We start from the raw sequence: 25608 nt of genomic DNA on the forward strand, positions 1-25608 counted from the left end.
CGTTGCGGCCGTCCTAGCGCCGGCTGAGATATTTCATGCCGGTATCGCACATGACGGTGACGATGGTCGCGTCGGGCCCCAGGCTTTCGGCCAGCCGCAAGGCGGCGACGACATTGGCGCCGGTGGAGGTGCCGGCGAACAGGCCTTCTTCGCGGGCGAGCCGCATGGCCATGGCCGCGGCTTCGTCGGTGGAAACCTGTTCGATCTGGTCCGCGATATCGGCGCGCCAGAGCGGCACGACATAGCCGGCACCGATGCCGTCGATCTTATGGGCGCCGGTCCGGCCTTCGGACAGAACCGGGGATTCCGCGGGCTCCACGGCGACCAGCCGGATCCGGTCGTCATGGCGGCGCAGGGCCTCTCCCGTGCCGCGCAACGAGGCCGCGGTGCCGACGCTCTGGACAAAGCCGTCGATCCGCCCGCCGGTCTGAACCCAGATTTCCTCGGCCATGGCATGATAGGCGGCGACCTGGTCGGTGTTGTTCATCTGGTCGGTCCAGAAGCCGCCGGTGTCCGCGGCGATCACCCGGGCCGCCTCGATCATGTCGCGGGTCAGCGTCGCGGTCATGCGGCCGCTTTCGCTCGGCACGATCTCGAGCCTTGCCCCCAGAATTTGCATGTGATCGCGCTTTTCCTGGGCGAAGGCGTCCGATGTCACGATATGCAGCGGATATCCCTTGACCGCGCAGACGAGCGACAGGGAAACGCCGGTGCTGCCGCCGGTATATTCGACAACCGAACCGCCCGCCGCGAGACGTCCGTCGGCCTCGGCCGCTGCGATCATGGCAAGCGCCATGCGGTCCTTCATGCTGCCCGTCGGGTTCTCGTTTTCCAGTTTCAGCAGGATGCGCGCGCTGTTCCGAGGCGCGACCTTGCGCAAGGGGAGCAGCGATGTGCCGCCGATGCAGTCGAGGATGTCGCGCCGCAAATCCATCATGACGGCCGCTCCGGTCGGGATCGTGGCCTTGCCGGGCGTCGATCCATGTATCTACATATGATGTAGATACATACGTCCGGGACGATCCGGAAGCAACTGCAAAACGGAACGACCCGGCGGGGAGTTCCCCACCGGGCCGGTTCGCGGCATGACGGCCTTGGTGGCGGCCGGGCTTTCGCAGGTTGGCGATCTACGCCTTGGCCAGCCAGTGGGCGCGCAGTTCCCGGTTGAACTCCGCCGCGCGTTCCTCGGGGAAAAACAGCCTTGCGCCGTCGAGTTCGACGCGCCGGCGTGTGCCGGGGATCGCTTCGGCCAGCCAGCGTGACCATTTGACGTCGAAATAGACGTCGTCCGTGCCCCAGACGATCAATGTCGGCGCCGTCAGCCTGCGCAGGGCCGTTGCCACGGCCAACGTGTGTTTGCTGTCGAACGCCGCCAGAAAGCGTTGAAAGTCGTCGGTGCGCTGCGCCGTCCGGACCAGCGGTCGCAGATAGGTTTCGATAGCCTCGTCGGACACCTCATCGGGATGTTGATAGGCCGGACCCAGCCCCCCGGCCGAACGGTAGACGTGCTTGTCCGCCAGCATGCCGCCGAGGGCGCCGGGCAGGCCACCGGCCGCCGCCATGGCGAGGAAGGGCTTGAACGCCTCCGGCGGCCAGTTGTCATGCGCGTCGCAGTCGGTGAGCGTCAGGCTGCGGACGCGCGCCGGGTTCAGCGCCGCGAAGATCTGCGCGATGCCGCCGCCGCTGTCATTGCCAATGAGGTCGACCTGGTCGATCCCGAGAGCGTCGAGAAACTCGCCCACCATGGTGGCGCAAGCGGTCACCGACACGTCCTGGCCCGGCGTGATCTCGGTGTCGCCATGCGCCAGCAGATCCAGCGCGATGCAGCGGCGCAGGTCGGAAAGTTCCGCCAGCTGATGCCGCCACAGGTGGCCGTTGAGCAGCACGCCATGCACGAACAAAGCGACCGGACCGACGCCCGCTTCGGCGTAGCTGATGCGGCCCGAAGGCGTGGCGATGCTGCGTTTTGGTGCCGCAACCCGATCGGAATGCATCACTCATTCCTTTCCGGGTTGCCGGCCCGTCGCGCCGTCGGCTTCTTTCAGCGCCTGGGCGCATTCCTCGCAACAGACCTCCACGGTATTGCCGCCGATCTTCACTTGAATAGGATTGGCATCGAGTTCGCAGTCGCAGGCCGCACAGGTTTTCGCGGTCATGATCCAGATCTCCTTGAACGCCCGACATTCCGGGTCGGGATAGACAGAGCATTGCGGGATCGCCGCCGCTGTCAGAATCTTTAGCGATCTGTTCGCCCCTCGGCCGCGCCGTCCAAGCCAGCCCCAAAAAAACGAGCCGCCGTGAAACCCACGGCGGCTCGAGGTCGTCAGGATGGCGCGGCTGAGGGGTCAAGCGCGCCCTCCGGACAAACGGCGGGCGACGGGCAATTGCCCCGCGGCGAGGCCTCAATTGCAAGGGATCGCGGTGCCCGTCGCGACTGCGGTCCTGGTGCAGGCCTCGGCTTTGATCGACGGGCCGGCGGCAATAGCCGGGCTTGCGGCGACCGGTCGACCGCTGCGCTCGATGGCGCGGGCGGCGAGGATCAAGGTCGGATCGTCGAAATAGTCGACCGCCGTCGCGTCGCGCAGGTCGCTCCGCGTCAGCCCGAGATCGCCGAGCGTCCTGTCGTCCATCTCGTAGAGCACCCGGTAATCCCGCCGCGACTGACGCCAGGACGTGAGCGCGTCGACCAGACGACGCGCGCCGGCGACCGCCGCGAAAAGGGCGGAGGCGAGGGTGGCGGTAATCATGGTCATGGTCTGTCTCCTTGCAGGCCCGATATCGGGGCGGAGACAGGAGGCCATTCTGGCGGCGGCGGCCGCTGTCGAAATCTTTAGCGACCTGCCTGGCGCCCGGCGATCAGGGGGCTGCCGTCAGCGCAGATGGACCGAGCGCTGGAATTCCGCCGGCGTCCGGCCATAGGCTTGCCGGAAGGCGGAGCTGAAATGGCTGTGGCTGGAAAAGCCGAGATCCAGCCCGAGCGCGGTCAGGTCGTCATATTGATTGAGCTGGTGCAGCGCCCGTGCCAGCCGCAGGCGCAGCTGGTAGCGGTAGAGCGGCATGGCCTCGACCTGCTGGAACACCTGCGTGAGGTAGACCGGCGAGACGCCGACCTCCGCGGCGATCTCAGCCAGCGTCCAGCGCCGCGCCAGATCGGATGACAGCACCAGCTTGGCGCGGTCGACGAGTTTCTGCAGGCCGAAACTGGCGCTCGCCGCATGCGACGTCCGCTCGCCGAGCGAGCGCCGCACCAGCGTCAGCGCCAGGGTTTCCGCTTCCAGGGTTTCGACGACCTTGCGGTGCAAGCTGTGCCTGAGCAGGGCGACCAGCGCCTGCGCGCGCGGATCGATGCGCCGGCGCTGGCGGCGAAACGCCAGGACGGTGCCCTCGCGCAATTGTTCCTTCGGCGCCAGCTCACGCAGCAGGGGCTCGTCGATCGAGACCGACAGGCAAGCGTCGCCGCCTTCGACAGGATGGCTGATGCGATAGCTCTCGGCCGCGTTGAAGAACAGCACCTGATTGGCTTCGGCCACCGCGTCGTTGCGGCCGACATGGCGCACGTAGACGCCGCGATAAGGGAACACCAGATGGGTGGCGCCGGCGCATTCTTCGGCGCTCTGGTGGCGGCATTCGCCACGGCAGACGACGTCCCGGATCGTGACGGTCGCTGTCTGCAGCAGGAGCTCGACTGACAATTCCGACATGGGTGGTGCGGTCCTGCCTGATGTTCGCGGCGCACGCGTCCGCGACGATACCATGCGGCAGATACCCGATCTATCAGACAAGCCGATTGATCGGACAGGCCCGGTCCGGCCACGGGCCGGGCCTTGCTGCGACTGCATCGCCCTGGCATTTCGGCCAAAGCGGCACAAGCGTCCGACCTGAGCCCATTGCACCGCATTGCCTCCTCCCGTCGGCCGTCGGCCTTCCGCCGACCGGTCGAACGCCGCCGCGCGTTTACAGCAGCCGCGCGACGTGAAAACCTTGGGCGAGGAGCGAGCGGCGGATCAAGACGGGCGAAGGCGCCGGAGGAGTGCAGCTTGCGATCGGAGGTTCTGGCCAGGCGCGGTCGTGCCGGCGGGCGTGCGGCGGTAATCGCTGCGCCGGTCGCGGTGTGGCTCGCCATCGGCGGTTCGGCGCGCGCCCAGACGGCCGATTACAGTCCGGTCGGTTCCATCGGTCTCGGCGCCCGCGGAGGCCCCGCGGCCGAAGCACCGATCCGCGCGGGTCCCGCGCCGGGCCGCGCCGCAGGCCCGGTCGAGTTCAGTTTTCGTGCCGGCTTTGCCTCCGACTATATCTACCGGGGCACGACGCTCTCCGACCGAAAGCCGGCATTCGGTGCCGCCTTCGAAGCCGCCTTCGGCCTGGCCTATGTTGGCGCCACCATCACCAGCGTCAGGATGCCGAGCCAGCCCGCTGCCGAAGTCACGGTGAGCGGCGGCCTCCGTCCGAAATTGGGCTCTATCGCGTTCGACTTCAGCTGGAACTATTTTCTCTATCCCAATGAGAAGCAGGTTATCGAGGCGACCCACATGAATTATTGGGAAGTCATCGCGCGTGCCGACACCAAGATCGGCGATGTGCTGCGCGTCGCCGCCGGCTTCGCTTATGCGCCAAACGTCTCGAACAGCGGCTCCTGGAGCAAATATGCGGCCTTCGGCATGGCTGTCGACCTGCCGGGCGCCATGCTGCCGCCGGACGTCACGGCGACGCTGACCGGCGGCGCCGGCTATTCCTGGTTCGGCAATCAACCGGCCGCATCAGGCGGTTATCCGTTCCCGTCCTACCTCACTTGGAACGCCGGAGTGACGTTCACCCACGGGCGCGTCAACCTGGACCTGCGCTATTACGACACCAACCTGTCGAGGGAGAACTGCTTCGTCCTGACCGGCGACCCCAATGCCGCACGCGGCGGACGCATCGACCCGGTGACCAACCCTGAAGGTCTCGCCTCGCGCTGGTGCAGCGCGACCGTCGTCGCGAAATTGTGGTTCGCGCTGAACTGACGGCGTTCCGACACGCTGGCTCATCATTTTTTGCCTCGGCCTTGTTCGGTCGCCGCATGCGAGCTCTGCCGCCAAAGGAGAGGCGCCGCGGCAACCGCTGGTTATGATCGCCTTCGACGCTTTGGCATCGGGGGATCAAGGAATGCACGGACTGCGACCGACAATCACATCGCTTCACGGCATGGTGGCCGCGGCGCATCCTCACGCGGCCCAGGCCGGCGCGCGCATGCTGGCTGATGGCGGCAATGCCTTCGATGCGGCGGCGGCGACCGCGGCGGCGCTGAACGTCGTCGAACCCTTCATGTCCAGCCTCGCCGGGGAGGGACTGGCGACCATGTGGGTCGCGGCCGAAAAGCGCGTGCGCGTGCTGGATTTCGTGCCGAAGATCCCCTCGGCCTTTCCGGTCGACCGGTTTCGCGAACGCGCCGAGCTGGAGCGCGGCGCCCTGCCGGTCGGCACGCCGGGCAATCTCGCCGGCTGGTGCGAGCTCGTCCGGACCTATGGCCGCAAGCCGCTGTCGGAGATCTTCGCGCCGGCCATCGCGCTCGCCGAGGACGGTTTCGGCCTGGCCGAATTCGGCGTCGCCGAGATCGTCGAGCAGGCGCCGCTTCTGAAAGCCTATCCGGCGCTCTACGACAATTGGGCCAAGGCCTATCTGCCGGCCGGCGACGTGGCGGTCGGCGCGGTGCTGCGCCAGCCCGATCTCGGCGCCACCTTGCGCGCCCTGGCCACCAAGGGTCCGGGACATCTTTATGGCGGCGAGCTCGGCGCCCGCATCGTCGCACATCTGGCGAGCCTCGGCGGCGCGATGACGCTGGCCGACCTCGCCGATTTCAAGCCGGTCTGGCGCGAGCCGTTGCCGGCGCGCTACCGCGACCTGACGGTTCACGTGCCGCCGCCGCCCTGCGAAGGGTTCCAGTTCCTGCTGACCCTGCGCATCCTCGAAGGCCTCGATTTCAAGGCCTCGGCCCATAACGGCGTCGATCACCTCGACCAGGTCTATCGCGCCATCCGGCTCGCCGCCGGGCTGCGGATCGCCCACAACAATCCGCCGGCGGACAAGCTTGCCGAGCTCCTGTCGGATGCCTCGATCGAGCGGCTGCGCGCCCGGGTTCGCGACGGCGCGCCGATATCAGGGCCAACGGAGCAATGGATGGCGCAGGCGGCCGAGGACCCCGCCCACACCACCTCCTTCTCGATCGCCGACCGCGAAGGCAACATGATCTGCATCACCCAGAGCCTGGGCAGCCCCTTCGGCAGCGGCGTCGTGGTGCCAGGCACCGGCCTTTGCCTCAACAACTTCCTCTATTGGGCCGATGTCCAGCCGGATAGCCCGAACCGCTCGCGGCCGGGCGGCGACCTGCTCATGTGCATGTCGCCGTCGATCTCGACGCGCGACGGCAAGCCGGTCCTGGCGCTCGGTACGCCGGGCAGCTACGGCATCCTGCAGACCCAGGCGCAGGCCTTCGTCCACCATGTCGATTTCGGCCTGCCTCTGCAGGAGGCGATCGAGGCGCCGCGGGCGCGGCTCTGGGACGGCCGTTTCGTCCAGACCGAGAACCGGGTGGCGCCGGAGGTGGTCGCCGGCCTCGCGGCGCGCGGCCATGAGATCGAGGCTTTCGACGAAGGCTGGACCATGAAGGTCGGTGGCATGCAGGCGGTCGCGGTCGATCCCGCCACCGGTCTCTTCACCGGCGCCGCCGATCCGCGGCGCGACGGCTATGTCGCCACGCCTTGAGCGGAGGCCATGACGCGAGGCTGGCGCGGGGGCGGTGACGGTCCCGCGCCGGCCTCGGGCTTGCGTCCTTGGAATAGCCGGGCGACATGGCGCCCGAACGGTCCCGCGCCGGCCTCGGGCTTGCGTCCTTGGAATAGCCGGGCGACATGGCGCCCGAGCGGTGGCCCCTTGTGCTTCGTGGCGGCTTGCCCGCAGGGCCGGGGGCAGGCACGCGTGATGAACCGGCCTCGACGCGGTCGCCCGAGCAGCGGACACGGATGTCCGATATTCGCCAGCGAGCCCGACGAACTGATCAGGCAGCCTCTTTACGCAAGTGGCACCCGTCGGAGAGCGTCTAAATTGCCGTCGTCCTGAATGCCGCTCGATCATGTCGGGCCAGGCTGGCTGACGGCTCAGGGCGCGCCCGGCACGCGATCTTTGCCGAAATTGATGTCGGAAATCGCGACTGGTTCGACCAGGTTTCTGTCGTGCCAGACCGCGACGTCGTCGGACGATGCACGCGGACGCGTCGATCCCGGGGGGCCTCCGGGGCGCCGGCGAAGCATTGCCCGGGCATGGGCGGCCTCCGACGCGAGAACCGTGGACGCGGCGACAAAGGGAGGATGGTCATGGCACGTGCAAGCGAAATCGAAGGCGTTCCGGGGGCCGGCCGGATCGGTCGCGTGGCAATCGGCGATGTGCTGCAGCGCGCCGCGCGACGATTTCCGGACAAGGTCGCGTTGGCCGACGCCGGCAAGCACACGACCTATCGCGAGCTCGACGAGATGGCCAATCGCTGCGCCAACCATTTTCTGTCGCGCGGCCTCAGGCAAGGCGACAAGGTCTCGACGATCCTCGGCAACTCGACGGCGTTTGCGGCTGTCCTGTTCGGCATCCACAAGGCCGGGCTCGTCTGGGTGCCGATGAACACCATGCTGCCGCGCGACGACATGAATTACATCCTGACCCATGCCGGGGTGTCGCTGGTCGTCATCGACGACGATCTCTACGCGCAGCCGGCGCGCAGCGCCATGCTGGCCGAACTTCGGCTCCCGCTCATCATCAACAGTCTCGCCGGCGTTGCCATCGACCCTGACTTGCCGACGCTGGAGCAGGTGCTGAAAGGCCAGTCGTCGGAGCCGCCGGAGGTCGACATCGACGAGCGCGATCTGGCTCTCATCATGTACACGAGCGGCACCACCTCGCGCCCGAAAGGCGTCATGCACAGCCATCTCTCTGTCGTCATGACGGCCATGAGCAACGCCATCGAATGGGGCTTTGACCGCAACGAATCCGCGACAGGCGCGTTGCCGATGTTTCACTGCGGTCAGCAGATCATGATCGTCACGCTCTTTGTGGTCGGCGGCAAGATCGCCTTGATGCGGGGTTTCGACCCGGAGGTGATGCTGCAAACCATCGAGCGCGAAGGTTTGACGGTCGTCGTCGGCCTGCCGGTCATGTACGGGGCGATGCTGGATCACCCCCGGCGCGCGAACTACGATCTCGGCAGCATCAGAAAATGCATCTACGCGATGGCGCCGATCTCGCAGTCGCTGATCACCCGGCTGGTCAACGAGTTCTGTCCGACCTTTTACATGCTCGGCGGCCAGACCGAGATCTACCCGTGCACGACCTCGGCCCAACCCGACCGTCAGCTCGCCCGTTTCGGCAATTATTGGGGCGAGTCGGCGCTGATCGACGAAACCGCCATCATGGACGAGGCCGGCAACGTCCTGCCGCGCGGCGTGGCCGGCGAAATCGTTCATCGCGGACCGAACGTCATGCTCGGCTATTACAAGAACCCTGAGGCGACAGCCGAAACCCGGCAGTTCGGCTGGCATCATACGGGCGACCTCGGGCTCATGGACGAGCATGGCGAGGTTCTGTTCCTCGACCGCAAGAAGGACATGATCAAGACCGGCGGCGAGAACGTGCCCTCGATCAAAATCGAGGAGGCGCTTCTGGCGCATTCGGCGGTTCTGCTCGGCGTGGCTATCGGCCTGCCGCATCCCTATTGGGGCGAGGCGATCGCGGCTGTCGTCAAGCTCAAGCCGGGCGGGGAGGTGGACGAGAAAGCCATGCTCGATCACTGCAAGCGGCATCTCGGCAGCTTCCAGGTTCCGAAGGTCGTGCTGTTCGTGGACGAACTGCCGATGACCAGCACCGGCAAGATCAAAAAGGCCGAACTGCGCATGCGTTTCGGCGACTATTTCAGCAAGGCGTGAAGGTGTCCTTCGGGTTCGAAGACTGACCAAAACGACGACACCGGCGCACTGACGAACGCTTCGCTCGTATCCGAACGGGTCCGGCGGTGCTCGGCACCCCCTTGCCTCGACCCAGCCCAGCTCTGAGGGGCTGTGTGCCGAGACGATGCCTTCGCCGATCTGCTCGGCAAATGCAGGCGCCGGCGCGGCGGGGTTGTCAGAGACGTTCCGGCACGTGCCCGGCGACCGGCATCGACAACGACAAGATCGAGCGAAACAGAAAAAGGAGAGGGACCACCATGGTGCATCGCATCGACGTTCACAGGCTGGCCGACGAGGCGACCTGGAACCGCTTTCACACCACGGTTCTGGTGTGGTGTTTCGTGATTATCGTGTTCGACGGCTATGACCTGGCCGTTGGCGGCATTGCGCTGCCCAATATCATGAAGGACATGGCCGTCGACGCGACACAGGCGGGCTTCATGCTGAGTTCCGCCTTGTTCGGCATGATGTTCGGGGCAATGGGTCTCGGCTGGGTGGCCGACCGATACGGACGCCGGGTTGGCCTCTCGCTCAGCGTCTTGTTCTTCAGCGTCTTCACCGCGGCCGCCGGGTTCACCAGCGATCCCGTTACCTTCAGCGTCATGCGGTTCCTGGCTGGCCTTGGCATCGGCGGGGCCATTCCAGCCGCGGCCGCTCAGATCACCGAATATTCGCCGAAGAAGGTTCGCGGCATGATTTTCACGGTGATGACCTGTGGCTACGCGGTCGGCAGCATCCTTGCCGCCGTGCTCGGCAAGACACTGATCGACGCCTATGGGTGGCAGACGGTGTTCATCGCCGCCGGCCTGCCGGTGCTGCTGATCCCGTTCATCATGAAATATATGCCGGAATCCCTGCCGTTCCTGATCAAGCACCGGGACGACGCGCATCTGCGCGAGGTCGTCGGCAAGATCCGGCCGGGATTGAAGCTCGGACCGCAGGAAGAGTTCCTGGTGCCCGACGAGGACAAGGCGGCGGGCGCCCCGGTCGCGAGGCTGTTCCAGGAGGGCCGCGGCTTCAGCACGGCGATGTTCTGGATTGCTTACATCACCTGTCTGTTCATGCTCTACGCGCTCAGTTCCTGGCTGGTCAAATTGATGGCGATGGCCGGCTACAGCCTGGGCTCCGCGCTGAATTTCCTGCTGGCGTTCAACAGTGGTGCGATTGTCGGCGCGATCGGGGGCGGCTGGCTCTCGGACAAGCTCAACATCAAATGGGTGCTGTTCTGCGGTTTCCTGACCGCGGCCGTTTCCTTGACCGCGCTGGGTTATGGCGTCCAGCCGTTGCTGCTGGTGGTCGCCGTGGTCGGCGCATCGACGCTCGGCACCCAGATCCTGGCCTATGCCTATACGGCGCAGTTCTACCCGGCGGCGATCAGGTCGACCGGCGTCGGTTTCGCTTCGGGCATAGGGCGCTTCGGTGCGATCGCAGGCCCGATCGGCATTGGCGTGCTGGTCTCGTTGAACCTGTCGCTGCAGCAGAACTTCATGGTCATCGCGGCGGTCGGCCTGGTCGGCGCCGTTGCGGTGGCATTGATCAATCACCGGCGTTCCGCATCGACGCAGGACCAGGATACGACAAAGCCGGTCGTGGCGGTGGCCGTTGCGGCCGGCGCGCCGGCCACGCGCAACTGAGCCACCACGGAGTGCGGTCGCCGCTTGCGCGGGCGAACAACGCCTGATCTCGCGGCGACGGCGGCGTGAGCCGATGGGCCATCTCGCCGGCAGTCGGCCTGATGGCAAGGCACGGAACGCCTCCGATCGATCTCGCCAGCCAAAGGAGACACCGAATGAGCACGGACGACCCGGTACTTTTTGATGTTGCGGACGGAATTGCCAAGATCCGGCTCAACCGTCCGGAGCGCTTGAACACGCTCGATGCCGCGATGGCGGCAGCTCTGCTTGCCGCGTTCAGGCGCGCCGAGCAGGACCGTTCGGTCAAGGCCGTCACGCTGACGGGAGAGCATCTGTGTTTCGGGTCAAGCCTGTTTTGGAGCGTGAGTGGCCCAAGTGCGGTCCTGAGCGATAAGGGTGTTGGCGAGGACGACGAGCTTTCGAGCCACGGCGATGAGGGCGCATTTGGGCTTCTTGCCCTTGGCGATCAGGCGGTCGTGGAAACTTTTCATGTCGGCGTTGCAGCGCGTGGCCGAGAGCGCCGCCAGGTAGAGAACGCGGCGCACCCGGGAGCGTCCGCCCCAGATGACGCGGACGCCCTGTCGTTCACCCGAATCATCGGCGATCGGGGCTAGTCCCGCCAACAGGCTGATCTGTTTGATGTTGCAGGTCCCCAGCTCGGTCAGGGCGGCCACCAGGGTCGTGGCGACCGCCGGGCCGAACGAAGGGATCGAGATCAGAATGTCGTGGCGTCTGGCCAGGCATGGATCGGCCGCGATGCGTTTGGCGATCTCGCCGGCGATGGCTTCGATAGCCTTGGCGATCCGGGTGAGACGGTGAGCGAGATGGCGGATCAGGAACTTGTCGGTGACCGCGTGCCGCTGGTTCTTGAGGGCTGTCTGTTCGTCGACGGCCGCATCGCGGGCGCTGACCAACTCATTGAGCGCATCGAGGGCTTCCGGTGCCGGCGGTCGCTGGGCCGGGTTCATGGCCCGCGCGAACAGGGCCAACACGCGGGCATCGAGCCGGTCGGTCTTGGCCAAGGTGCCCGTGGCACGCGCGAACATGCGCACGCGATAAGGATCGACCACGGCAACCGGCACGCCCGAGGCATGCAGGCTTCGGCGAACCTGGCGGTGCCACTTGCCGGTCGCCTCGACCACGACCAGCGCCAGATCAAAGCGCTGAAGCCAGCGCTTCAACTGCCGGATGCCCAACTCGGCATTGGCAAAACGGTGGGTCTCCCCGCCGGGCAGAACGTGGATGTCGAGCCAGCTCTTGCTGACGTCGATTCCCACGGTAGACTTGCCTTCGGTCTCTTGTTTGGACGCTTCCTTGCCTTGCATACGGGACTTCCTCCCCAGCATCTGTTCAGGACAAGAGCCAGAGGACGGCCGGACCATGCTCTCCCGCGGTGCTGAGCCAAAGGGTGAAACGGTCCCGGACATCCGCGTCGAGGCCGGTGGCCACCGGCCTCGACGCACCTCTCAGCCTGCGCTGAGTCGGTCCCGCAAACATGCAAGGGCCGCAGCTTCATGGCCGGTGCCGATCTCGGCACCATCCAGGCCGATCCGGACCGTGCTCAGGCAACGATCGGCACGGGAATCGAAGCGTTTCATGACATCGTCCGCTGCATCCGGCGCATGGCGCAGCCGGTCATCGCCGGGGTGAATGGAGCCGCGGCGGGCGGCGGGCTCGGGCTGGCACTCGCCTGCGACTTTGTCGTTGCCGCCGCCGACGCCAGCTTCGTCCCGGCCTATACGCGCATTGGCACCTCGCCCGACGGCGGCACGACCTGGTCGGTCGCCCACATTCTCGGCCAGCGCCGCGCGCTCGAATGGATCATGCTCGGCGACCCGATGAACGCCGAGGCGGCGCTGGCGGCGGGCCTGATCAACCGCGTCGTACCCGTCGACGGCTTGGCGGCGGAGGTGGATGCGCTCGCCTGCCGAATAGCCGCGGGCCCGGCCTTCGCTTTCGCCACAGTGAAACGGCTCGTCCACCAGGCTCCGACGGTTTCCTTCGAAATGCAATTGGACGCCGAGCGCGACGGCTTCATCGCGGCTGCGGCAATGGCCGATTTCCGCGAAGGCATCGCGGCATTTTTCGAGCGGCGTCCGGCCAGATTTGGCAAGTGAGGCGCCGCGCCGCGGCGAGCAGCGGTCCGTCTTGCCCCATCCATCGACGTCCTGCGGCCTGTCGGAGATGTGCGTCAACCAAGCGCTTGCTTGGTTGATTGCCGCACGTTATGGTGTCGCCAAGATTAACGGCGCCCAAGCGCGATCGGCAGGAGGAAAATCATGGACATGGACATGGACATGGGCATGGGCATGGACATGGGCATGGACGCGCGCAGCCCGCGCCGGTTCGATCTGACCTCGATCCTCTCGCCCGACAATCTCAGCATGATCGTGACGCCCGAGCGCGTCGTCTATGCCGGATTGATCGGATCGCCGCTGAAGCGGACGCTCGGGTCGATCGCGATCTATGCCTCGATCGGCGCTCCCTTCCTGATCCGCACGGCGGGCTCCGATTGGCGGACGACCTGTTTCGCCGTGATCCCGCCCTATCAGGCACATGACCTGGTTTCGACCGACAAGATCGTCTGCAGCCTGCATGTCGAGCCGGAAAGCATCGATAGGACGGCGGCCGCGGAACTGATGGCGATGGACGGCGATGACCAGGCCGGTGCCGTCACCTGTGCGGCTTTCCGGGCGCTGGTCGATGGCAAGGCGACATGTGCCGCGTCGACCCCCGAAATCGACTGTGTCTTCTTCGGCACGAGCCTGCCTGGGCGATCGATGGATCCGCGCATAGCGCGTGCGGTGGCGATGATGCAAAGGGAGGCGCATGACCTGGCCTGCGCCAAAGGTTATGCACGCCTCGCCGGGGTGTCGCTCTCGCGCTTTGTCCATCTTTTCACCTTGGAGGTCGGCACGTCGTTTCGCCGCTTCCGTGCCTGGAAGCGGGCCCGCAGTTTCCTTTCGCTGGTTCGCGACAGCGGCAACCTGACCGACATCGCGCTGGAGGCCGGCTACCCGGACTCGACCCATTTCAGCCATTCGATCCGCAAGATCTACGGCCTGAGGCCCAAGGATATTCTGGCCGGAGGACGGCGCCTCTCGGTCATCCGGCTATCCCGAGCCAAGTCGTCTCATGTGTAATGTCCGAACCGAAATCGACGCGTGAATCAGCGATTGGAGTTGCGGTGTCATGGTGAGCATCGACGATAGCGAGCGTCCTGCCGCACGCCGGGCCCGGCCGGTCGCGGCACGGCGCGGCGGCAAGGCGAAGGAAACGGCCGGGTCTCGCGAACGCATCCTCGATGTCGCCGCGTCGCTGTTTCGCCGGCGCGGTTACAAGAGCACCACGGTGCGCGATATCGCCGAAGACGTCGGCATCCTCTCCGGCAGCCTGTTTTATCATTTCCGCTCGAAGGAAGAGATCCTGCTGGAAATCATGCGGGCCGCCTCCATCTTGAACTGCCGGGAGGCGGCGAGGATCGTCGGCCGGCCGGCCGATCCGATGACCCAGTTGCGCGAGCTGATCGAGCTCGAGATCACCTTCACGATCGGCGAACGCAATCGGGATTTTCAGACCGTTCTCTACGATGAATGGCGCGAGGTGCCGGAGACCGCGAAGCCTGAATTCCTCGCTTTCCGCAGGACATACCGGGATTTCTGGAGACAGGTGCTGAATGCCTGCCACGCCGGCGGGCGGCTGCGCTGCGATCCGCACGCCGCCGAGCTGATCATCCACGCTTCCATCATCGGGATGATCAGGTGGTATGAACCGGCCGGACCGTTCGGCCTCGACGAGTTCGGCGGCATTCTGGCAAGCCTCGTCGCGGCCGACTGATGCCATGGCTCCGGCTCAGCCGGCCGGCTTGGCGATGATCGCTTCGGGAACCTCGATCTCCATGTCGAGCAGCATTTGCGCCATGCCCTTGCCGAGCGGATCCATGCGCATGGAAGCCGGACCGCCGCCTTCGAGCGCCTCGTGAAGCAGGAAATTCACGGCATTGATGCCGGGGACAGGGAAACGCTGCACCTGGCCCTTCACCAGGTGGGAAAAGTAGTCCTTGACCCGCGCCGGCGTGACCTGGTCGAGGATGACCGGCAGGAATTTAGGATCGCGCGCGATCACGCCGATATTGGAGATATCGCCTTTGTCGCCGCTGCGGGCATAAGCGAGCCTGACCAGCGGCAATCTCACGACGCCCCCCGGAACCGCGCGCGGTTTCGCGACGGTTTCGGGCTCTCGCGCCACCGGGCCCGCGTAGCCGCCGTCCAGCGGCACGTCGACCGGCGCGGTTTTGCCGGCAACGGTCAGGCTGATCGCCACCTGGCGTTTCGGCAGCGTGAAGGCGACCTGCTTGATCAGCGGTGAAGCGCTGGGACGGGCGCCGGCCGGGCCCGTCGTGCCGGGCGCCCAGGACGTGCCGGCGGGGGCAATCTCCCGCCCGAAGATCTCCAGCGCCTTCCTGTCGCGATGGCTGACCGTGACGCGCATCATGACCTCGCGCGCCTGCGTGGTGCGCGCATGCGGGCCGTAAAGCGTCTCGCCGCCGATCACCTCGATATTGGTCGCGCCGAAGTCGGCGATGTTGAGAGCGCGGAAGATCGAACGGGTGCGCTCCAGGATTGCCTCGCCGGTGCGCCGCGCCTTGGCGACGGCATCGACCCCGATGATGATCATCGTGCCGGCGGTCCGATAACCGTCGGCATAGGTGGCGGACACCTTGTAGGAACCGGTTGGCGGCAGGCCCCTGGTGCCGCTGACCAGCACCTGGTCCTTGGCCGTCCGTTCGATCGTCACGTCGCGGAAATCGCAGACGACGTCCGGCAGCATGTAGGCGGCCGGATCGCCGATCTCATAGAGCAATTGTTCGGCGATCACCGCGGGCGTGATCAGCCCGCCGGTGCCGGGCGGCTTGCTGACGGCAAAGCGGCCGTCGGCACGGCATTCGACGATCGGATAGCCGATATTGGCCCAATCCTCGACCTGGTCCCAATCGGTATGCAGGCCGCCGGTCGCCTGGCAGCCGCACTCGATGATGTGGCCGGCGAGGCTGCCGGCGGCAAGCAGGTCGTAATCGCCCGTTGTCCAGCCGAACTCGTGGATCAGCGGCCCGAGTGTGGTGGCACTGTCGACGCAGCGCCCGGTGATCACCACATCGGCCCCTTGGCGCAGGGCCTCGGCGATCGGAAATGCGCCGAGATAGGCATTGGCGCTGAGGATCTTGTCGGGCAGCGGGCCGCCGGAAAACATGTCACGCTGGCCGGCGGCGCGCAGTTCCGGCAGCAGCGGGCTGATGTCGTCGCCTTCGACGACGGCAATGACGAGCTTGACGTCGAGTTCGGCGGCCAGCGCCGCGAGCGCCGCGGCGCATCCCCTGGGATTGATGCCGCCGGCATTGCTGACGACCTTGATGCCCTTGGCGACAATGTCTCTGAGGCTGCCGCGCATGGCGATGTCGACGAAGTCGGTGGCATAACCAAGCTCGGGCTGCTTGGCCCGCATCGCCGCGAGGATCGCCATTGTCGTCTCGGCGAGATAGTCGAAGACGAGGTAGTCGATCTCGCCCTTGCCGACGAGCTGCGGCGTGCCGACGGAGCTGTCGCCCCAGAACCCGGAAGCGCCGCCGATACGGATGGTCTTGCCTGTCGTTGCGGTCATTGGCGCACCCTTCAGCGACCGGTCCAGACCGGTTTGCGTTTCTCGTTGAAGGCCGCGAGGCCTTCCTGCGCATCCTCGGTCTGCGCGAGAATGGCGAGCTGGCCTTCGGTGAAGGCGATGCTTTGCTCGAAGCTCATGGAAGCCAGCGCGCGCATCGCATATTTGCCGCGCCGGATGGCGGTCGGCGACTTGCCGGCGACGCGGCGCACCAGCCAGTCGGTCTTGGCATCCAGTTCCCCGGCCGGAACGACGTAATTGACCAGGCCCGCGGCGAGCGCCGTGTTGGCGTCGAACGGCTCGCCCGTGAGGCACCATTCCCTGAGGATGCGCGGATGCACCAGGGTCTGCAGCAGGCTCAATATCTGCATCGGGAAGACGCCGATCTTGACCTCCGGCAGGCCGAACTGGGCGGTATCGACGCTCACCGCCATGTCGGCCATGCCGAGCAAGCCGGTTCCGCCCGCCATGCAGGCGCCATTGATGCGGGCGATCACCGGCAGGTTGGCGTTCCAGCCGAGCCGCAGAAGATCGGCATAGGGCGCGGTCGGGCTGGCGTGGTCGAAGACGAAACCCTTTCCGGGCTGCAGATCGCCGCCGGCGCAGAACGCCTGGTCGCCGGCACCGGTGATCACGATGACCCGCACCTCGGGGTCGGCATGGGCAAGGCGATAGCCTTCCGCGACACCGTCGATGATGCCACGGTCGATCGCATTGCGCTTGTCCGGTCGATTGAGCGTGATCCAGAAGGCGGCGTCACGCTTTTCATGCAGGACTGGGGCAGGGGTGTTCATCTCGACTTCCCGCTTCTTGGTTTCATTTTACGGCATCGGCGGCCACCGCCGCGTCGGCCGGCTCGACCTCGGCAACCAGTCGTCCGATCGAGACCTGATCCCCGAGTTCGGCCAGGATGGCTGCCACCCGCCCGGTGATCGGCGCGGTATGGACGTGCTCCATCTTCATTGCCTCGAGCGTGATGATCGGCTGGCCAGCCTGGACCAGGTCGCCGACCGCTGCTTGCACCGCCATGACGCGGCCATTCATCAAGGCCTTGATCTTGCCGTCGCGGGCTCGGCCGTCATGCGCCGCAGCGGCGGCATGGGTGAGATCGTCGATGCGGAAGGCTGCGCCCCGATACCCGACAAGCAGCAGCAGACCATCGCGGACATAGGCTGCCGTCTCGATGACGCCGTCGATTTCAAACCGCACCGTAGCGCCATCCAGGGCGAGAATATGGACCGCGTGGCGATGCTCGCCGATGGCGACCTGGAAGGTGTTTCCGGCCTCGAGGGACACGTTGGCGATGGCGGGCTGGCCGTCCATTTCGAAGCGGAAGGCCACCGGCAGCCGGTGCGCGAGTTCGGACATGCCGTGCCCGGTTGCGGTCGCGTAGAGCAGGACGCCGGCAAGCGACAGGCTGCGCTCGCCATGGGTGACCGCGCCGGTCAGGTCCTCGCCATGATCGCCGACAAAACCCGTCGTCGCTCCGCCTTCCGCGAAGACTCGGTGCTCCAGGCAGTTGATCAGGAACTTCTGGCTGGTATGGAGGCCGAGCGCGACCATGTCTTCCAGGCCGCCAACCAGCTTGCGGCGCGCTTCCTCGCGGGTTTCGCCGAAACTGATCACCTTGGCGATCATCGAGTCGTAATAGGGCGAGATCTCGCCGCCGGATTCCAGCGCATGCTCGACGCGCAACGCCGGCGGTGCGCGCCACAAGGCGATCCGCCCGCTCTGCGGCACGAAACCTTGCGTGGTGTTCTCGGCACAGAGCCTGGCTTCGATCGCATGCCCGCGGAAGGTGATGTCGGCCTGGGTCACCGGCAATGCCTCGCCGCCGGCGACCCGCAATTGCAGCTCGACCAGATCGAGCCCGGTGATCGCTTCGGTGACCGGGTGTTCGACCTGCAGCCGGGTATTCATTTCCATGAAGTAGAAGCGGCCTTGGCTGTCGAGCAGGAATTCCAGCGTGCCGGCGCCCTCATAGTCGATCGCCTTGGCGGCGGCGACGGCGGCCGCACCCATCTGCGCCCGCAAGTCGGGCGAAACCGCCGGCGATGGCGCCTCCTCGATAACCTTCTGGTGGCGGCGCTGGATCGAGCAGTCGCGTTCGCCGAGATGGATGGCATGGCCATGGCGGTCGGCGAAGATCTGGATTTCGATATGGCGGGGATCGACAACCGCCTTTTCGAGGATGACCTCGGGATTGCCGAAGGCGCCTTGCGCCTCCGATTGGGCGCTGGCCAATGCGCCGTCGAATTGCCCTGAAGTCTCGACCAGGCGCATGCCGCGCCCGCCGCCGCCGGCCGAGGCCTTGATCATCACCGGAAAACCGATCTTTGCCGCCTCCGCCTTCAGGGTTGCGGGTGACTGGTCCTCGCCTTGATAGCCGGGGATGCAGGGCACACCGGCAGCCAGCATCAGCCGCTTGGCGCCGGCCTTGTTGCCCATGGCGACGATGGCTTCCGGCGACGGGCCGATGAAGATCAGTCCGGCGTCACGACAGGCTGCCGCAAAGGCGGCATTTTCGGCGAGAAAGCCGTAGCCCGGATGCACCGCATCGGCACCGCTGCGCCTGGCCGCGGCGATGATGTTTTCGATGTTGAGATAGGATTGCCCCGGAAGCGAGCCGCCGATCGCCACGGCCTGGTCGGCGCCGCGCACATGCAGCCCGTCGCGATCGGCCTCGGAGAACACGGCGACGGTGCGAAAGCCCATGGCCTTGGCGGTGCGCATGACGCGCAGCGCGATCTCACCGCGGTTGGCGATCAATATCTTGCGAAAAGGGGTCAGCATGATCAACCGAGACCTCGTCAGGCGTGCCGGGCAAAGGTGCCCATCTGTTTCGGGGTGACCTGCATCGAAGTCGCCATGCCGGCCGCCCGGATCTGCGATGAACGCGGCTGGAAAGGCCGACGGGCGACGTTATGAAATCGCGTCTCGCAGGTCTTGCGCATAGTGGTCGAAGGGCCGCGCCGCCCGCCGCCTGACCTATGGCCGGGCGACCGAAAACTGCATCTTCTGCGGTTCGCGCTGGTCGGCTTCCAGGCAGATCGACAAGACCTGGGCGAGGATCGCGCGGGTATCCCTGGGGTCGATGACACCGTCGTCGAGCACCTGCGCGCTGGTGGCGAAGACATCCACCTGGCCGTCGAAATTCTGCGTGATCCGCTGGCTCAGTTTGGCCAACTGCTCCTGGTCGACCTCGCCGCCCTTCCGCTTCATGGCCGCTTCGGCGACATTGGCCATGGTCTGGGCGGCCTGCTCGCCGCCCATGACGGCGGTTTTGGCGTTCGGCCAGGAGAAGCAGAAGCGCGGGTGGAAGCCGCGGCCGCACATGCCGTAATTGCCGGCGCCGAACGAGGCGCCGCAAAACAGCGTGATCTGCGGCACCGTCGCATTGGTCACCGCTTGGATCATTTTCGAGCCGTGCTTGATCATGCCGGCTTCTTCATAGTGCCGGCCGACCATGAAACCGGTCGTGTTGTTCAGATAGAGGATCGGGGTGCGCGCCTGGCAACAGGACTGGATGAAATGTGTCGCCTTCATTGCGCCGGCCGGGTCGATCGGCCCGTTATTGGTAATGATGCCGATCGGCAGGCCTTCTATCCGCGCCGTGCCGCAGACGGTGGCGCTGCCGTAGCCGGCGCCGAGCTCGAGAAACGCCGAGTCGTCGACGATGCGGGCGATCACCTCCTTCATGTTGATCGGCCGCTTATGGTCCATCGGCATGATGCCGAGCAGTTCCTCGCGATCGTAGCGTGGCGGTTTTGCCTGGTGTTTTGGTTCGCTTGGGCCGGCGCGGTGCCAGTCGATGCCGGCAATGATCTGGCGCGCGATGCGGATGGCGTCCCGGTCGTCTTCGGCGAGGTAATCGCCGAGACCTGAGATCGTCGCATGCATTTCGGCGCCGCCGAGTTCTTCTTCCGTGGCGATTTCACCGGTCGCGGCCTTCAGCAGTGGCGGTCCGGCCAGAAAGGCGCGCGTGCGTCCGCGCACCATCACCACATAGTCGGAAAGCCCGGTCTGGTAGGCGCCGCCAGCGGTCGACGACCCGTGGGTGACGGTCACGACCGGCAGGCCGGCGGCGGAGAGCCGGGCAAGATTGCGGAACAGATTGCCGCCCTTGACGAACTCCTCGACCCTGTAAGTCATCAGGTTGGCGCCGGCGCTTTCGACCAGCTGGACATAGGGCAGCTTGTTTTCGAGTGCGACTTCCTGGACGCGCAACTGCTTGTCCAGCCCCTTTGGCTGCAGCGCGCCGGCATCGATGCCGGAGTCGGATGCGGTGACCATCACGCGGCGACCGGCGACGATGCCGATCCCGGCGATGACGCCGCCGCCGGGCACGCTCTTGTCCGGATCCGGGTTGTCGAGCCGGTAGCCGGTCAGCGTGCACAGTTCGAGAAACGGTGCGCCCGGATCGAGCAGCAGTGCGACCCGCTCGCGCGGCAGCAACTGCTGGCGCTTTTCGAACTTCTCCTTGGCGGCCGCCGAGGCGCGGCGGGTCCGTTCCTCCAATGCGCGCACGCGCCCGAGCAGGTCCAGCATCCCGGCCCTGTTGGCCTGGAATGTCTCGCTGCTTGCCGAGATGGTCGATTCGATGTGGGTCATGCCATCCACGCCTCGTTGTGCTTGGCTGGAGGCTAGGCCGTCGCCGCGTGCGGGCGCTTGCGTCGACAGGCTGATGGTCGCGATGGCGCGGCGTTGGCCTCACCCGGCGGGTGGTGCGCCCGCGGCGAATGCCGTCATGACGGCTGGCCGGCGCTCCTGACCGGCAGGCTGGCCTTGGGCAAGGCCGCCATGATGCCGGCGGCGACCATGTTGGCGCAGATGCTGGCCAGGATCGGCAGCATGTAGCTCCGGCTGAAGTCGAAGGCGAAACCGGCGGCGCTGGGGCCGACCAGGGTGCCGAAGGCGACGCTGGTATAGAGCACGCCGATAATGCCGCTGACATTGCGTCCGCCGAAATAGTCCATGACGAGCGCCGGCAGGATCGCGACGAAACCGCCATAGAAGACGCCATAAGCGAAAGCGAAGGCGGCGAGCGCCCACAATCCGGTCGAGACCGCCCAGATGGCCAGCGCCAGGGCCATGCCGGCAAACATGGCGAGCAGCGCGAGCTGGCGGCCCATGCGGTCGGCGAGGCCGCCGAGAAAGAACCGTCCGGCCGTGCTGCCGACACCGATCATGCCGAGCAGCAGGACCGCCGAGGCCGGCGCGACGCCGTGGTCGAGCGCATAGGGCACCAGGTGAACGAAGGGCACGAACAGCCCGAAGGAGCAGAATACGCAGGCCGCGTAGAGGCCGATGAACCGCCTTGACCTGATGGCCTCACGCACCGAGAAGCCCTGCGGCTGCGCCAGCGGCACTCCCGCCTGCACCGGATCGCCGTCGGGGCTGAGCCCGCGGTCGCGCGGGTCGTTCTCGATCAGCAGCGCCATGCCGACGCCGACCACCACCGCGAGGCAGCCGAGCACGAGATAGGCCTGGCGCCAGCCGAACGCCTCGATGAGCACTGCGGCGAGCGGCGGCATGACCAGCGTGCCGACGCCGATGCCGCTGACCGCGAGCCCCGAGGCAAATCCGCGGCGCTTGACGAACCAGCGCTGCACCGCGCCGACCGCCGGCACATAGGAGCAGCCGACGCCGAGCCCGACGCCCAGCCCATAGGCGAGATAGACCTGCGTCAGGCTGCCGGCCATGCCGGCGAAGATCAGGCCGAGGCCGGTCAGGACCATGCCGATAATGGCCAGGCTGCGCGAGCCCCAGCGGTCGGCGAGCGGGCCGCTGACGATGCCGAGGCCGAAATAGAGGAAGCCGGCAAGCGAGAACACCAGCGAGACCGAGCCGCGCGAGGCGGCAAAATCCCGCTGCAGGGATTCGAGGAAGGCGCTGAACGTATAGGCGCTGCCAAAACCGACAAAGGTCACGGCGAAGGCGCCTGCGACCACCAGCCAGCCGTGGAACAGCCGGGGATTGGACGGGACCGATTCAGTGCTCAAGACCGTCTCCTTCGGGCGAATGGATATAGCAGGATTGGCAGCCGGCGTGCGCATGTCAGAGCACCGGGTGGCGACGGTGCCAGGACGTGACGGTCTGGAACGCCGCGCCGGCGCGCACGAGGGTGGCTTCGTCGAGATCGGCGGCAACGAGCTGGAATGCGATGGGCAGGCCGGCTTTGGTGAAGCCGCCGGGCAAGGTGATGGTCGGGTGGCCGGTCATGTTGAACGGGCAGGTATAGCGCTGCAGGGCCGAGATCAGGTCGGGCTGTTCGCCGAGCGTCCGGATCGTCTCGAGCGACGGCGGCGCGAAGGGATGCACCGGCGTCAGCACGAGGTCGATCGTGCCGAACAGCGCGGCGATGCGACCGCGCAGGTCCAGGCGCCGCAGCAGGATCTTCTGGTAGTCGGGACCGGACAGGGCACGGCCGGCCTCGATCACCGAAGCCAGCACCGGGCCGTATTCGCTTCTGCGCGCCGGATAGGTCGCCTCATGGGCGACGGCGGCCTCGACCGCACAATTCGGCGACCAGTCGGCGATCGCCTGGGTCACGTCGGGAAAGGCCAGGTCGACGATCTCGGCGCCAAGCGAACCGAACGCCGCGATGGCGCTCGCCAGCACGGCCTGGACCGTCTCGTCCACGCCCGCGCCGTTCCACGCGGCATCGACACCGATGCGCAAGCCCCGCAGGCCCTGTCGGGACGCCGCCAGATAGTCGGGAACCGGCGCATGCCGGGCCGTCGGATCTTTCGGGTCGCTGCCGGCGATGACGCCGAGCAGGGCGCCGGCATCGGCTGCGCTGCGCGCCATTGGCCCGACATGATCGAGCGTTGCCGCCAGTTCGAACACGCCATGGCGGCTGACACGGCCCCAGCTCGGCTTCAGCCCGGTCAGGCCGTTGGCGGCCGACGGCCAGCGGATCGATCCGCCGGTGTCCGAGCCGATCGAAGCGAAACACAGGCCCGCCGCCGTCGCGACGCCCGGCCCGCTGGACGATATGCCGGGCCAATAGTCCGCATGCCAGGGGTTGTTCGGCGGTGTCACGTCCGGGTGGTGATCGGAATAGGCGCCCTCGGTGAGCGCGAGCTTGCCGAGCAGCACCGCGCCGGCCTGGTTCAGCCGCTGGACCACGGTCGCGTCCTCGCCCGGGCGATAATCCCGGTGGATCGCCATGCCGGCCGCGGTCGGCACGCCCTTGGTCCAGCACAGGTCCTTCACCGCGATCGGCACGCCATGCAGCGGTCCGCGATAGCGGCCGGCGGCGATTTCGGCGTCCGCGGCCTCAGCCTGCGCCATCGCGACATCGGCCATGACCAGGGCGTAGCTGCCGAGCCTGCGGTCGAGCGCGGCGATGCGATCGAGCTGCGCCAGCGTGACCTCGACGGCCGAGACGTCGCGCGCCCTGATCAGGTCGGCCAGTTCGGTGAGCTCGAGATAATGCAGGTCCGTGGTCGTGGCATTCATGGTCGATGTCCATGGTCGAAAGCGCAACGCGCCGGGACCGGACACGTTTCGCTTTCGGTTGAAATGAGCTAAGCTGACGTCCGTTCGGGCGAGGTGGAGGCGGCGCGTGGCTTGCGATGGAAAGGCAATGATGCACTGCGAAATAACCCATCACAAACCAGAATATCTGCACCTATCGGATTAGGAAAACTAAATGGACGGGCATCGGCTGCCGCCGCTCAACGCGTTGCGCTCCTTCGAGGCGACGGCGCGGCATCTGTCGGTCAAGAACGCCGCGGCCGAGCTCTGCGTCACGCCCGGCGCGGTCAGCCAGATGCTCAAGACGCTCGAGCTGCATCTCGGCGTCCGGCTGTTCCAGCGGGTCAATCGCGGCATCTTCCTGACCGATGCCGGCCAGGGCTACCTGCCGCCGGTGCGCAACGCCTTCCGGCAGATCGCGGAAGCCTCGAAACGCATCACGGTCGAGGCCGAGACGAGCCTGTTGACCGTCAGCGTCACGCCGTTCTTCGCCGCCGCCTGGCTGGTGCCGCGGCTGAAGGCGTTTCAGGATGCCCATCCCGACATCGACCTTCAGGTGGTGACCAGCAACGCCCTGGTGGATTTTGCCCGTGACGGCGTCGATATCGCGGTCCGTCACGGTCTTGGCCGTTATCCCGGGCTGTGGAGCGAACGCGTCATTGCCGTCGAGGTCGTGCCGGTCGCGACGCCGGCCCTGGTTGCGGAGGTCGGCGCGCCCGAGAACCCGGCCGGGTTGACGCGCTGGCCGCTGGTCCATGATGCCGAGCGCAAGGGCTGGCATCTCTGGTTCCAGGCCCAGGGGATCGACGAGATCCGCCCGCCGCGCGGCGTCTCCTTCGACGATTCCGGCCTGCTGTTGAAAGCCGTGCTGGCCGGGCAGGGCGCCGGCCTGCTGCCGGCCGCCATGGTCGCGCCCGACATCGCGGAGGGGCGGCTGGTCAAGCTCGCCGACGTCGCGATGCTCGAGGCCTTCGCTTATTACCTCGTCTATCCCGAGGCCAGCCACGCCAGGCGCAAGGTCGCGGCGTTTCGTTCGTGGATACTCGGTGAGGCGGCTAACGAACTCTAAACTGGGGATGTGAGGGCGCCGGGAACGGCGAAGAGCCAATGGGGCGAGGGTCGAAAGGATCATTCCATGATGTCCCGGGCCAGCTCGTGCTGGATCTCGGCCCACCGCCGGGCCCCGGCCTGGCGCCAACCGAACGGACGGTCCGTCAGCACGGCGAGGACACGGTCTTTTTCGTGGTTCAGCCCGCCACCGCCTTGGCGTCCGGCATCGTCGCCTTTGCCGTCGAAGAGCGGCGCCGCTATCAACTCGACGGCAAGCCGCGCCCGGCAAGGGTCCTGCACGTCTCGCTCAATCACATCGGCGCCTATTCAAGCTTGCCGCCCGAGGTCATCGCCCGGGCGGGCCAAGCCGCATCGACCGTCGCAATGGCCCCTTTCGATCTGACCTTCGACCGCCTGCAGAGCTTCAGGAGCGAGAAGCGCCGCCCGGTCGTTCTGCTCTGCGGCGAGGGACTGGCGCAGCTCACCGCCTTGCGCGCGGCCATCGGCGAGGCGCTGGCACGCCAGAGGTTGCCGCCCGGTTTCGACACGCGCGCCGTGCCGCATATGACCTTGCTCTATGACAGCAGGTCTTTCGCCGACGTGGTTCTCGAAGCGCCCATCGTCATGCCGGTCACCGACTTCGTGCTGGTGCGCAACCTCTACGGCAAGGCCGAATACGAGGAACTCGGCCGCTGGCCATTGCGTCGATGACGCTGAACGCGGCGAGCGCGAATCGACAAAAGTCGAAGGCCGGCGACCGGCGAGACGTGCCCCGCCGCATGGTGACACGCGTGTCTTTTCCGATGTCGTCTCAACAGGAT

The 25608-nt window shown here is 66.5% G+C and carries 20 protein-coding genes and 2 pseudogenes; 10 read left to right on the top strand and 12 right to left on the bottom strand.

Annotated features, from left to right (window positions below; genetic code table 11):
- Positions 1–13: 13 nt before the first annotated feature.
- From E8M01_RS29535 to E8M01_RS29550, 5 genes are all read right to left on the bottom strand, one after another.
- A complete protein-coding gene (locus E8M01_RS29535) occupies positions 14–937 on the bottom strand; it encodes a PLP-dependent cysteine synthase family protein (protein ID WP_136963427.1) in 924 nt (307 codons plus the stop codon).
- A gap of 190 nt (positions 938–1127) precedes the next feature.
- Positions 1128–1994, bottom strand: coding sequence for an alpha/beta fold hydrolase (locus E8M01_RS29540; protein WP_136963428.1), 867 nt, complete (start codon positions 1992–1994; stop codon positions 1128–1130).
- 3 nt (positions 1995–1997) lie between these two features.
- Positions 1998–2156 carry a TRASH domain-containing protein gene (locus tag E8M01_RS35185; RefSeq protein WP_170182128.1) on the bottom strand — a complete coding sequence of 53 codons (159 nt, stop codon included), beginning with the start codon at positions 2154–2156 and terminating at the stop codon, positions 1998–2000.
- A gap of 246 nt (positions 2157–2402) precedes the next feature.
- Positions 2403–2753, bottom strand: coding sequence for a DUF1127 domain-containing protein (locus E8M01_RS29545; RefSeq protein WP_170182129.1), 351 nt, complete (start codon positions 2751–2753; stop codon positions 2403–2405).
- Positions 2754–2870: 117 nt separating this feature from the next.
- The gene (locus E8M01_RS29550) at positions 2871–3701 is read right to left on the bottom strand and encodes a helix-turn-helix transcriptional regulator (protein ID WP_136963430.1); all 831 of its coding nucleotides are present in this window, start codon (positions 3699–3701) and stop codon (positions 2871–2873) included.
- A gap of 336 nt (positions 3702–4037) precedes the next feature.
- Between E8M01_RS29550 and E8M01_RS29555 the strand changes: the two genes are divergently transcribed.
- From E8M01_RS29555 to E8M01_RS36025, 5 genes and pseudogenes are all read left to right on the top strand, one after another.
- Positions 4038–5003: a TorF family putative porin gene (locus E8M01_RS29555; RefSeq protein WP_170182130.1), complete on the top strand. Its 966-nt coding sequence runs from the start codon at positions 4038–4040 to the stop codon at positions 5001–5003.
- A gap of 142 nt (positions 5004–5145) precedes the next feature.
- Positions 5146–6741, top strand: coding sequence for a gamma-glutamyltransferase family protein (locus tag E8M01_RS29560; protein ID WP_136963432.1), 1596 nt, complete (start codon positions 5146–5148; stop codon positions 6739–6741).
- A 608-nt stretch (positions 6742–7349) separates the two neighbouring features.
- The gene (locus tag E8M01_RS29565) at positions 7350–8945 is read left to right on the top strand and encodes an AMP-binding protein (protein WP_136963433.1); all 1596 of its coding nucleotides are present in this window, start codon (positions 7350–7352) and stop codon (positions 8943–8945) included.
- 278 nt (positions 8946–9223) lie between these two features.
- Positions 9224–10600: an MFS transporter gene (locus tag E8M01_RS29570; RefSeq protein WP_215908824.1), complete on the top strand. Its 1377-nt coding sequence runs from the start codon at positions 9224–9226 to the stop codon at positions 10598–10600.
- A 155-nt stretch (positions 10601–10755) separates the two neighbouring features.
- Positions 10756–10932, top strand: a pseudogene (locus E8M01_RS36025) (enoyl-CoA hydratase-related protein); the annotation flags it as partial.
- Between the two features lie 12 nt (positions 10933–10944).
- Here E8M01_RS36025 and E8M01_RS29580 read toward each other — a convergent pair.
- Positions 10945–11925 (bottom strand): IS110 family RNA-guided transposase, encoded by a 981-nt coding sequence (locus E8M01_RS29580; protein WP_136958299.1) that lies wholly within the window; start codon positions 11923–11925, stop codon positions 10945–10947.
- Between the two features lie 186 nt (positions 11926–12111).
- On the opposite strand from E8M01_RS29580, the pseudogene E8M01_RS29585 reads away from it, so the two are divergent.
- The 3 genes and pseudogenes from E8M01_RS29585 to E8M01_RS29595 all read left to right on the top strand — a co-directional run.
- Positions 12112–12717: pseudogene (locus tag E8M01_RS29585) on the top strand (enoyl-CoA hydratase-related protein); the annotation flags it as partial.
- Positions 12718–12879: 162 nt separating this feature from the next.
- The gene (locus tag E8M01_RS29590; protein ID WP_136963436.1) at positions 12880–13743 is read left to right on the top strand and encodes a helix-turn-helix domain-containing protein; all 864 of its coding nucleotides are present in this window, start codon (positions 12880–12882) and stop codon (positions 13741–13743) included.
- A gap of 49 nt (positions 13744–13792) precedes the next feature.
- Complete coding sequence (locus tag E8M01_RS29595) at positions 13793–14437, top strand: TetR/AcrR family transcriptional regulator (RefSeq protein ID WP_136963437.1); 645 nt, start codon at positions 13793–13795, stop codon at positions 14435–14437.
- Positions 14438–14452: 15 nt separating this feature from the next.
- Here the strand turns inward: E8M01_RS29595 and E8M01_RS29600 are convergent, their stop codons facing one another.
- The 6 genes from E8M01_RS29600 to E8M01_RS29625 form a co-directional block, all read right to left on the bottom strand.
- Positions 14453–16258 (bottom strand): acyclic terpene utilization AtuA family protein, encoded by a 1806-nt coding sequence (locus E8M01_RS29600; RefSeq protein WP_136963438.1) that lies wholly within the window; start codon positions 16256–16258, stop codon positions 14453–14455.
- A gap of 11 nt (positions 16259–16269) precedes the next feature.
- Positions 16270–17049, bottom strand: a complete 780-nt coding sequence (locus tag E8M01_RS29605) for an enoyl-CoA hydratase/isomerase family protein (RefSeq protein WP_136963439.1) — start codon at positions 17047–17049, stop codon at positions 16270–16272.
- Positions 17050–17071: 22 nt separating this feature from the next.
- Positions 17072–19048 carry an acetyl/propionyl/methylcrotonyl-CoA carboxylase subunit alpha gene (locus E8M01_RS29610; RefSeq protein WP_136963440.1) on the bottom strand — a complete coding sequence of 659 codons (1977 nt, stop codon included), beginning with the start codon at positions 19046–19048 and terminating at the stop codon, positions 17072–17074.
- 195 nt (positions 19049–19243) lie between these two features.
- Positions 19244–20866 (bottom strand): acyl-CoA carboxylase subunit beta, encoded by a 1623-nt coding sequence (locus tag E8M01_RS29615; RefSeq protein ID WP_136963441.1) that lies wholly within the window; start codon positions 20864–20866, stop codon positions 19244–19246.
- A gap of 134 nt (positions 20867–21000) precedes the next feature.
- On the bottom strand, positions 21001–22257 hold the full coding sequence (locus E8M01_RS29620; RefSeq protein ID WP_215908825.1) for an MFS transporter: 1257 nt from the start codon (positions 22255–22257) through the stop codon (positions 21001–21003).
- Between the two features lie 55 nt (positions 22258–22312).
- Complete coding sequence (locus tag E8M01_RS29625) at positions 22313–23719, bottom strand: amidase (RefSeq protein WP_136963443.1); 1407 nt, start codon at positions 23717–23719, stop codon at positions 22313–22315.
- A 193-nt stretch (positions 23720–23912) separates the two neighbouring features.
- Here E8M01_RS29625 and gcvA point away from each other — a divergent pair, with 193 nt between their 5' ends.
- Both gcvA and E8M01_RS29635 read left to right on the top strand, forming a co-directional pair.
- Positions 23913–24806, top strand: coding sequence for a transcriptional regulator GcvA (gene gcvA / locus E8M01_RS29630; protein ID WP_136963444.1), 894 nt, complete (start codon positions 23913–23915; stop codon positions 24804–24806).
- A gap of 86 nt (positions 24807–24892) precedes the next feature.
- Positions 24893–25498 carry a 2'-5' RNA ligase family protein gene (locus E8M01_RS29635; RefSeq protein ID WP_170182131.1) on the top strand — a complete coding sequence of 202 codons (606 nt, stop codon included), beginning with the start codon at positions 24893–24895 and terminating at the stop codon, positions 25496–25498.
- The last annotated feature ends 110 nt before the right edge of the window (positions 25499–25608 follow it).

Origin of the sequence: Phreatobacter stygius (assembly GCF_005144885.1) — a bacterium.
Taxonomy (GTDB): domain Bacteria; phylum Pseudomonadota; class Alphaproteobacteria; order Rhizobiales; family Phreatobacteraceae; genus Phreatobacter; species Phreatobacter stygius.

Excerpts from the sequence above, each read along its gene's own strand:
- E8M01_RS29535 (WP_136963427.1), bottom strand. The coding sequence starts at position 937 with ATGATGGATTTGCGGCGCGACATCCTCGACTGCATCGGCGGCACATCG.
- E8M01_RS29540 (WP_136963428.1), bottom strand. The coding sequence starts at position 1,994 with ATGCATTCCGATCGGGTTGCGGCACCAAAACGCAGCATCGCCACGCCT.
- E8M01_RS35185 (WP_170182128.1), bottom strand. The coding sequence starts at position 2,156 with ATGACCGCGAAAACCTGTGCGGCCTGCGACTGCGAACTCGATGCCAAT.
- E8M01_RS29545 (WP_170182129.1), bottom strand. The coding sequence starts at position 2,753 with ATGACCATGATTACCGCCACCCTCGCCTCCGCCCTTTTCGCGGCGGTC.
- E8M01_RS29550 (WP_136963430.1), bottom strand. The coding sequence starts at position 3,701 with ATGTCGGAATTGTCAGTCGAGCTCCTGCTGCAGACAGCGACCGTCACG.
- E8M01_RS29560 (WP_136963432.1), top strand. The coding sequence starts at position 5,146 with ATGCACGGACTGCGACCGACAATCACATCGCTTCACGGCATGGTGGCC.
- E8M01_RS29565 (WP_136963433.1), top strand. The coding sequence starts at position 7,350 with ATGGCACGTGCAAGCGAAATCGAAGGCGTTCCGGGGGCCGGCCGGATC.
- E8M01_RS29570 (WP_215908824.1), top strand. The coding sequence starts at position 9,224 with ATGGTGCATCGCATCGACGTTCACAGGCTGGCCGACGAGGCGACCTGG.
- E8M01_RS29580 (WP_136958299.1), bottom strand. The coding sequence starts at position 11,925 with ATGCAAGGCAAGGAAGCGTCCAAACAAGAGACCGAAGGCAAGTCTACC.
- E8M01_RS29590 (WP_136963436.1), top strand. The coding sequence starts at position 12,880 with ATGGACATGGACATGGACATGGGCATGGGCATGGACATGGGCATGGAC.
- E8M01_RS29595 (WP_136963437.1), top strand. The coding sequence starts at position 13,793 with ATGGTGAGCATCGACGATAGCGAGCGTCCTGCCGCACGCCGGGCCCGG.
- E8M01_RS29600 (WP_136963438.1), bottom strand. The coding sequence starts at position 16,258 with ATGACCGCAACGACAGGCAAGACCATCCGTATCGGCGGCGCTTCCGGG.
- E8M01_RS29605 (WP_136963439.1), bottom strand. The coding sequence starts at position 17,049 with ATGAACACCCCTGCCCCAGTCCTGCATGAAAAGCGTGACGCCGCCTTC.
- E8M01_RS29610 (WP_136963440.1), bottom strand. The coding sequence starts at position 19,048 with ATGCTGACCCCTTTTCGCAAGATATTGATCGCCAACCGCGGTGAGATC.
- E8M01_RS29615 (WP_136963441.1), bottom strand. The coding sequence starts at position 20,866 with ATGACCCACATCGAATCGACCATCTCGGCAAGCAGCGAGACATTCCAG.
- E8M01_RS29625 (WP_136963443.1), bottom strand. The coding sequence starts at position 23,719 with ATGAATGCCACGACCACGGACCTGCATTATCTCGAGCTCACCGAACTG.
- gcvA (WP_136963444.1), top strand. The coding sequence starts at position 23,913 with ATGGACGGGCATCGGCTGCCGCCGCTCAACGCGTTGCGCTCCTTCGAG.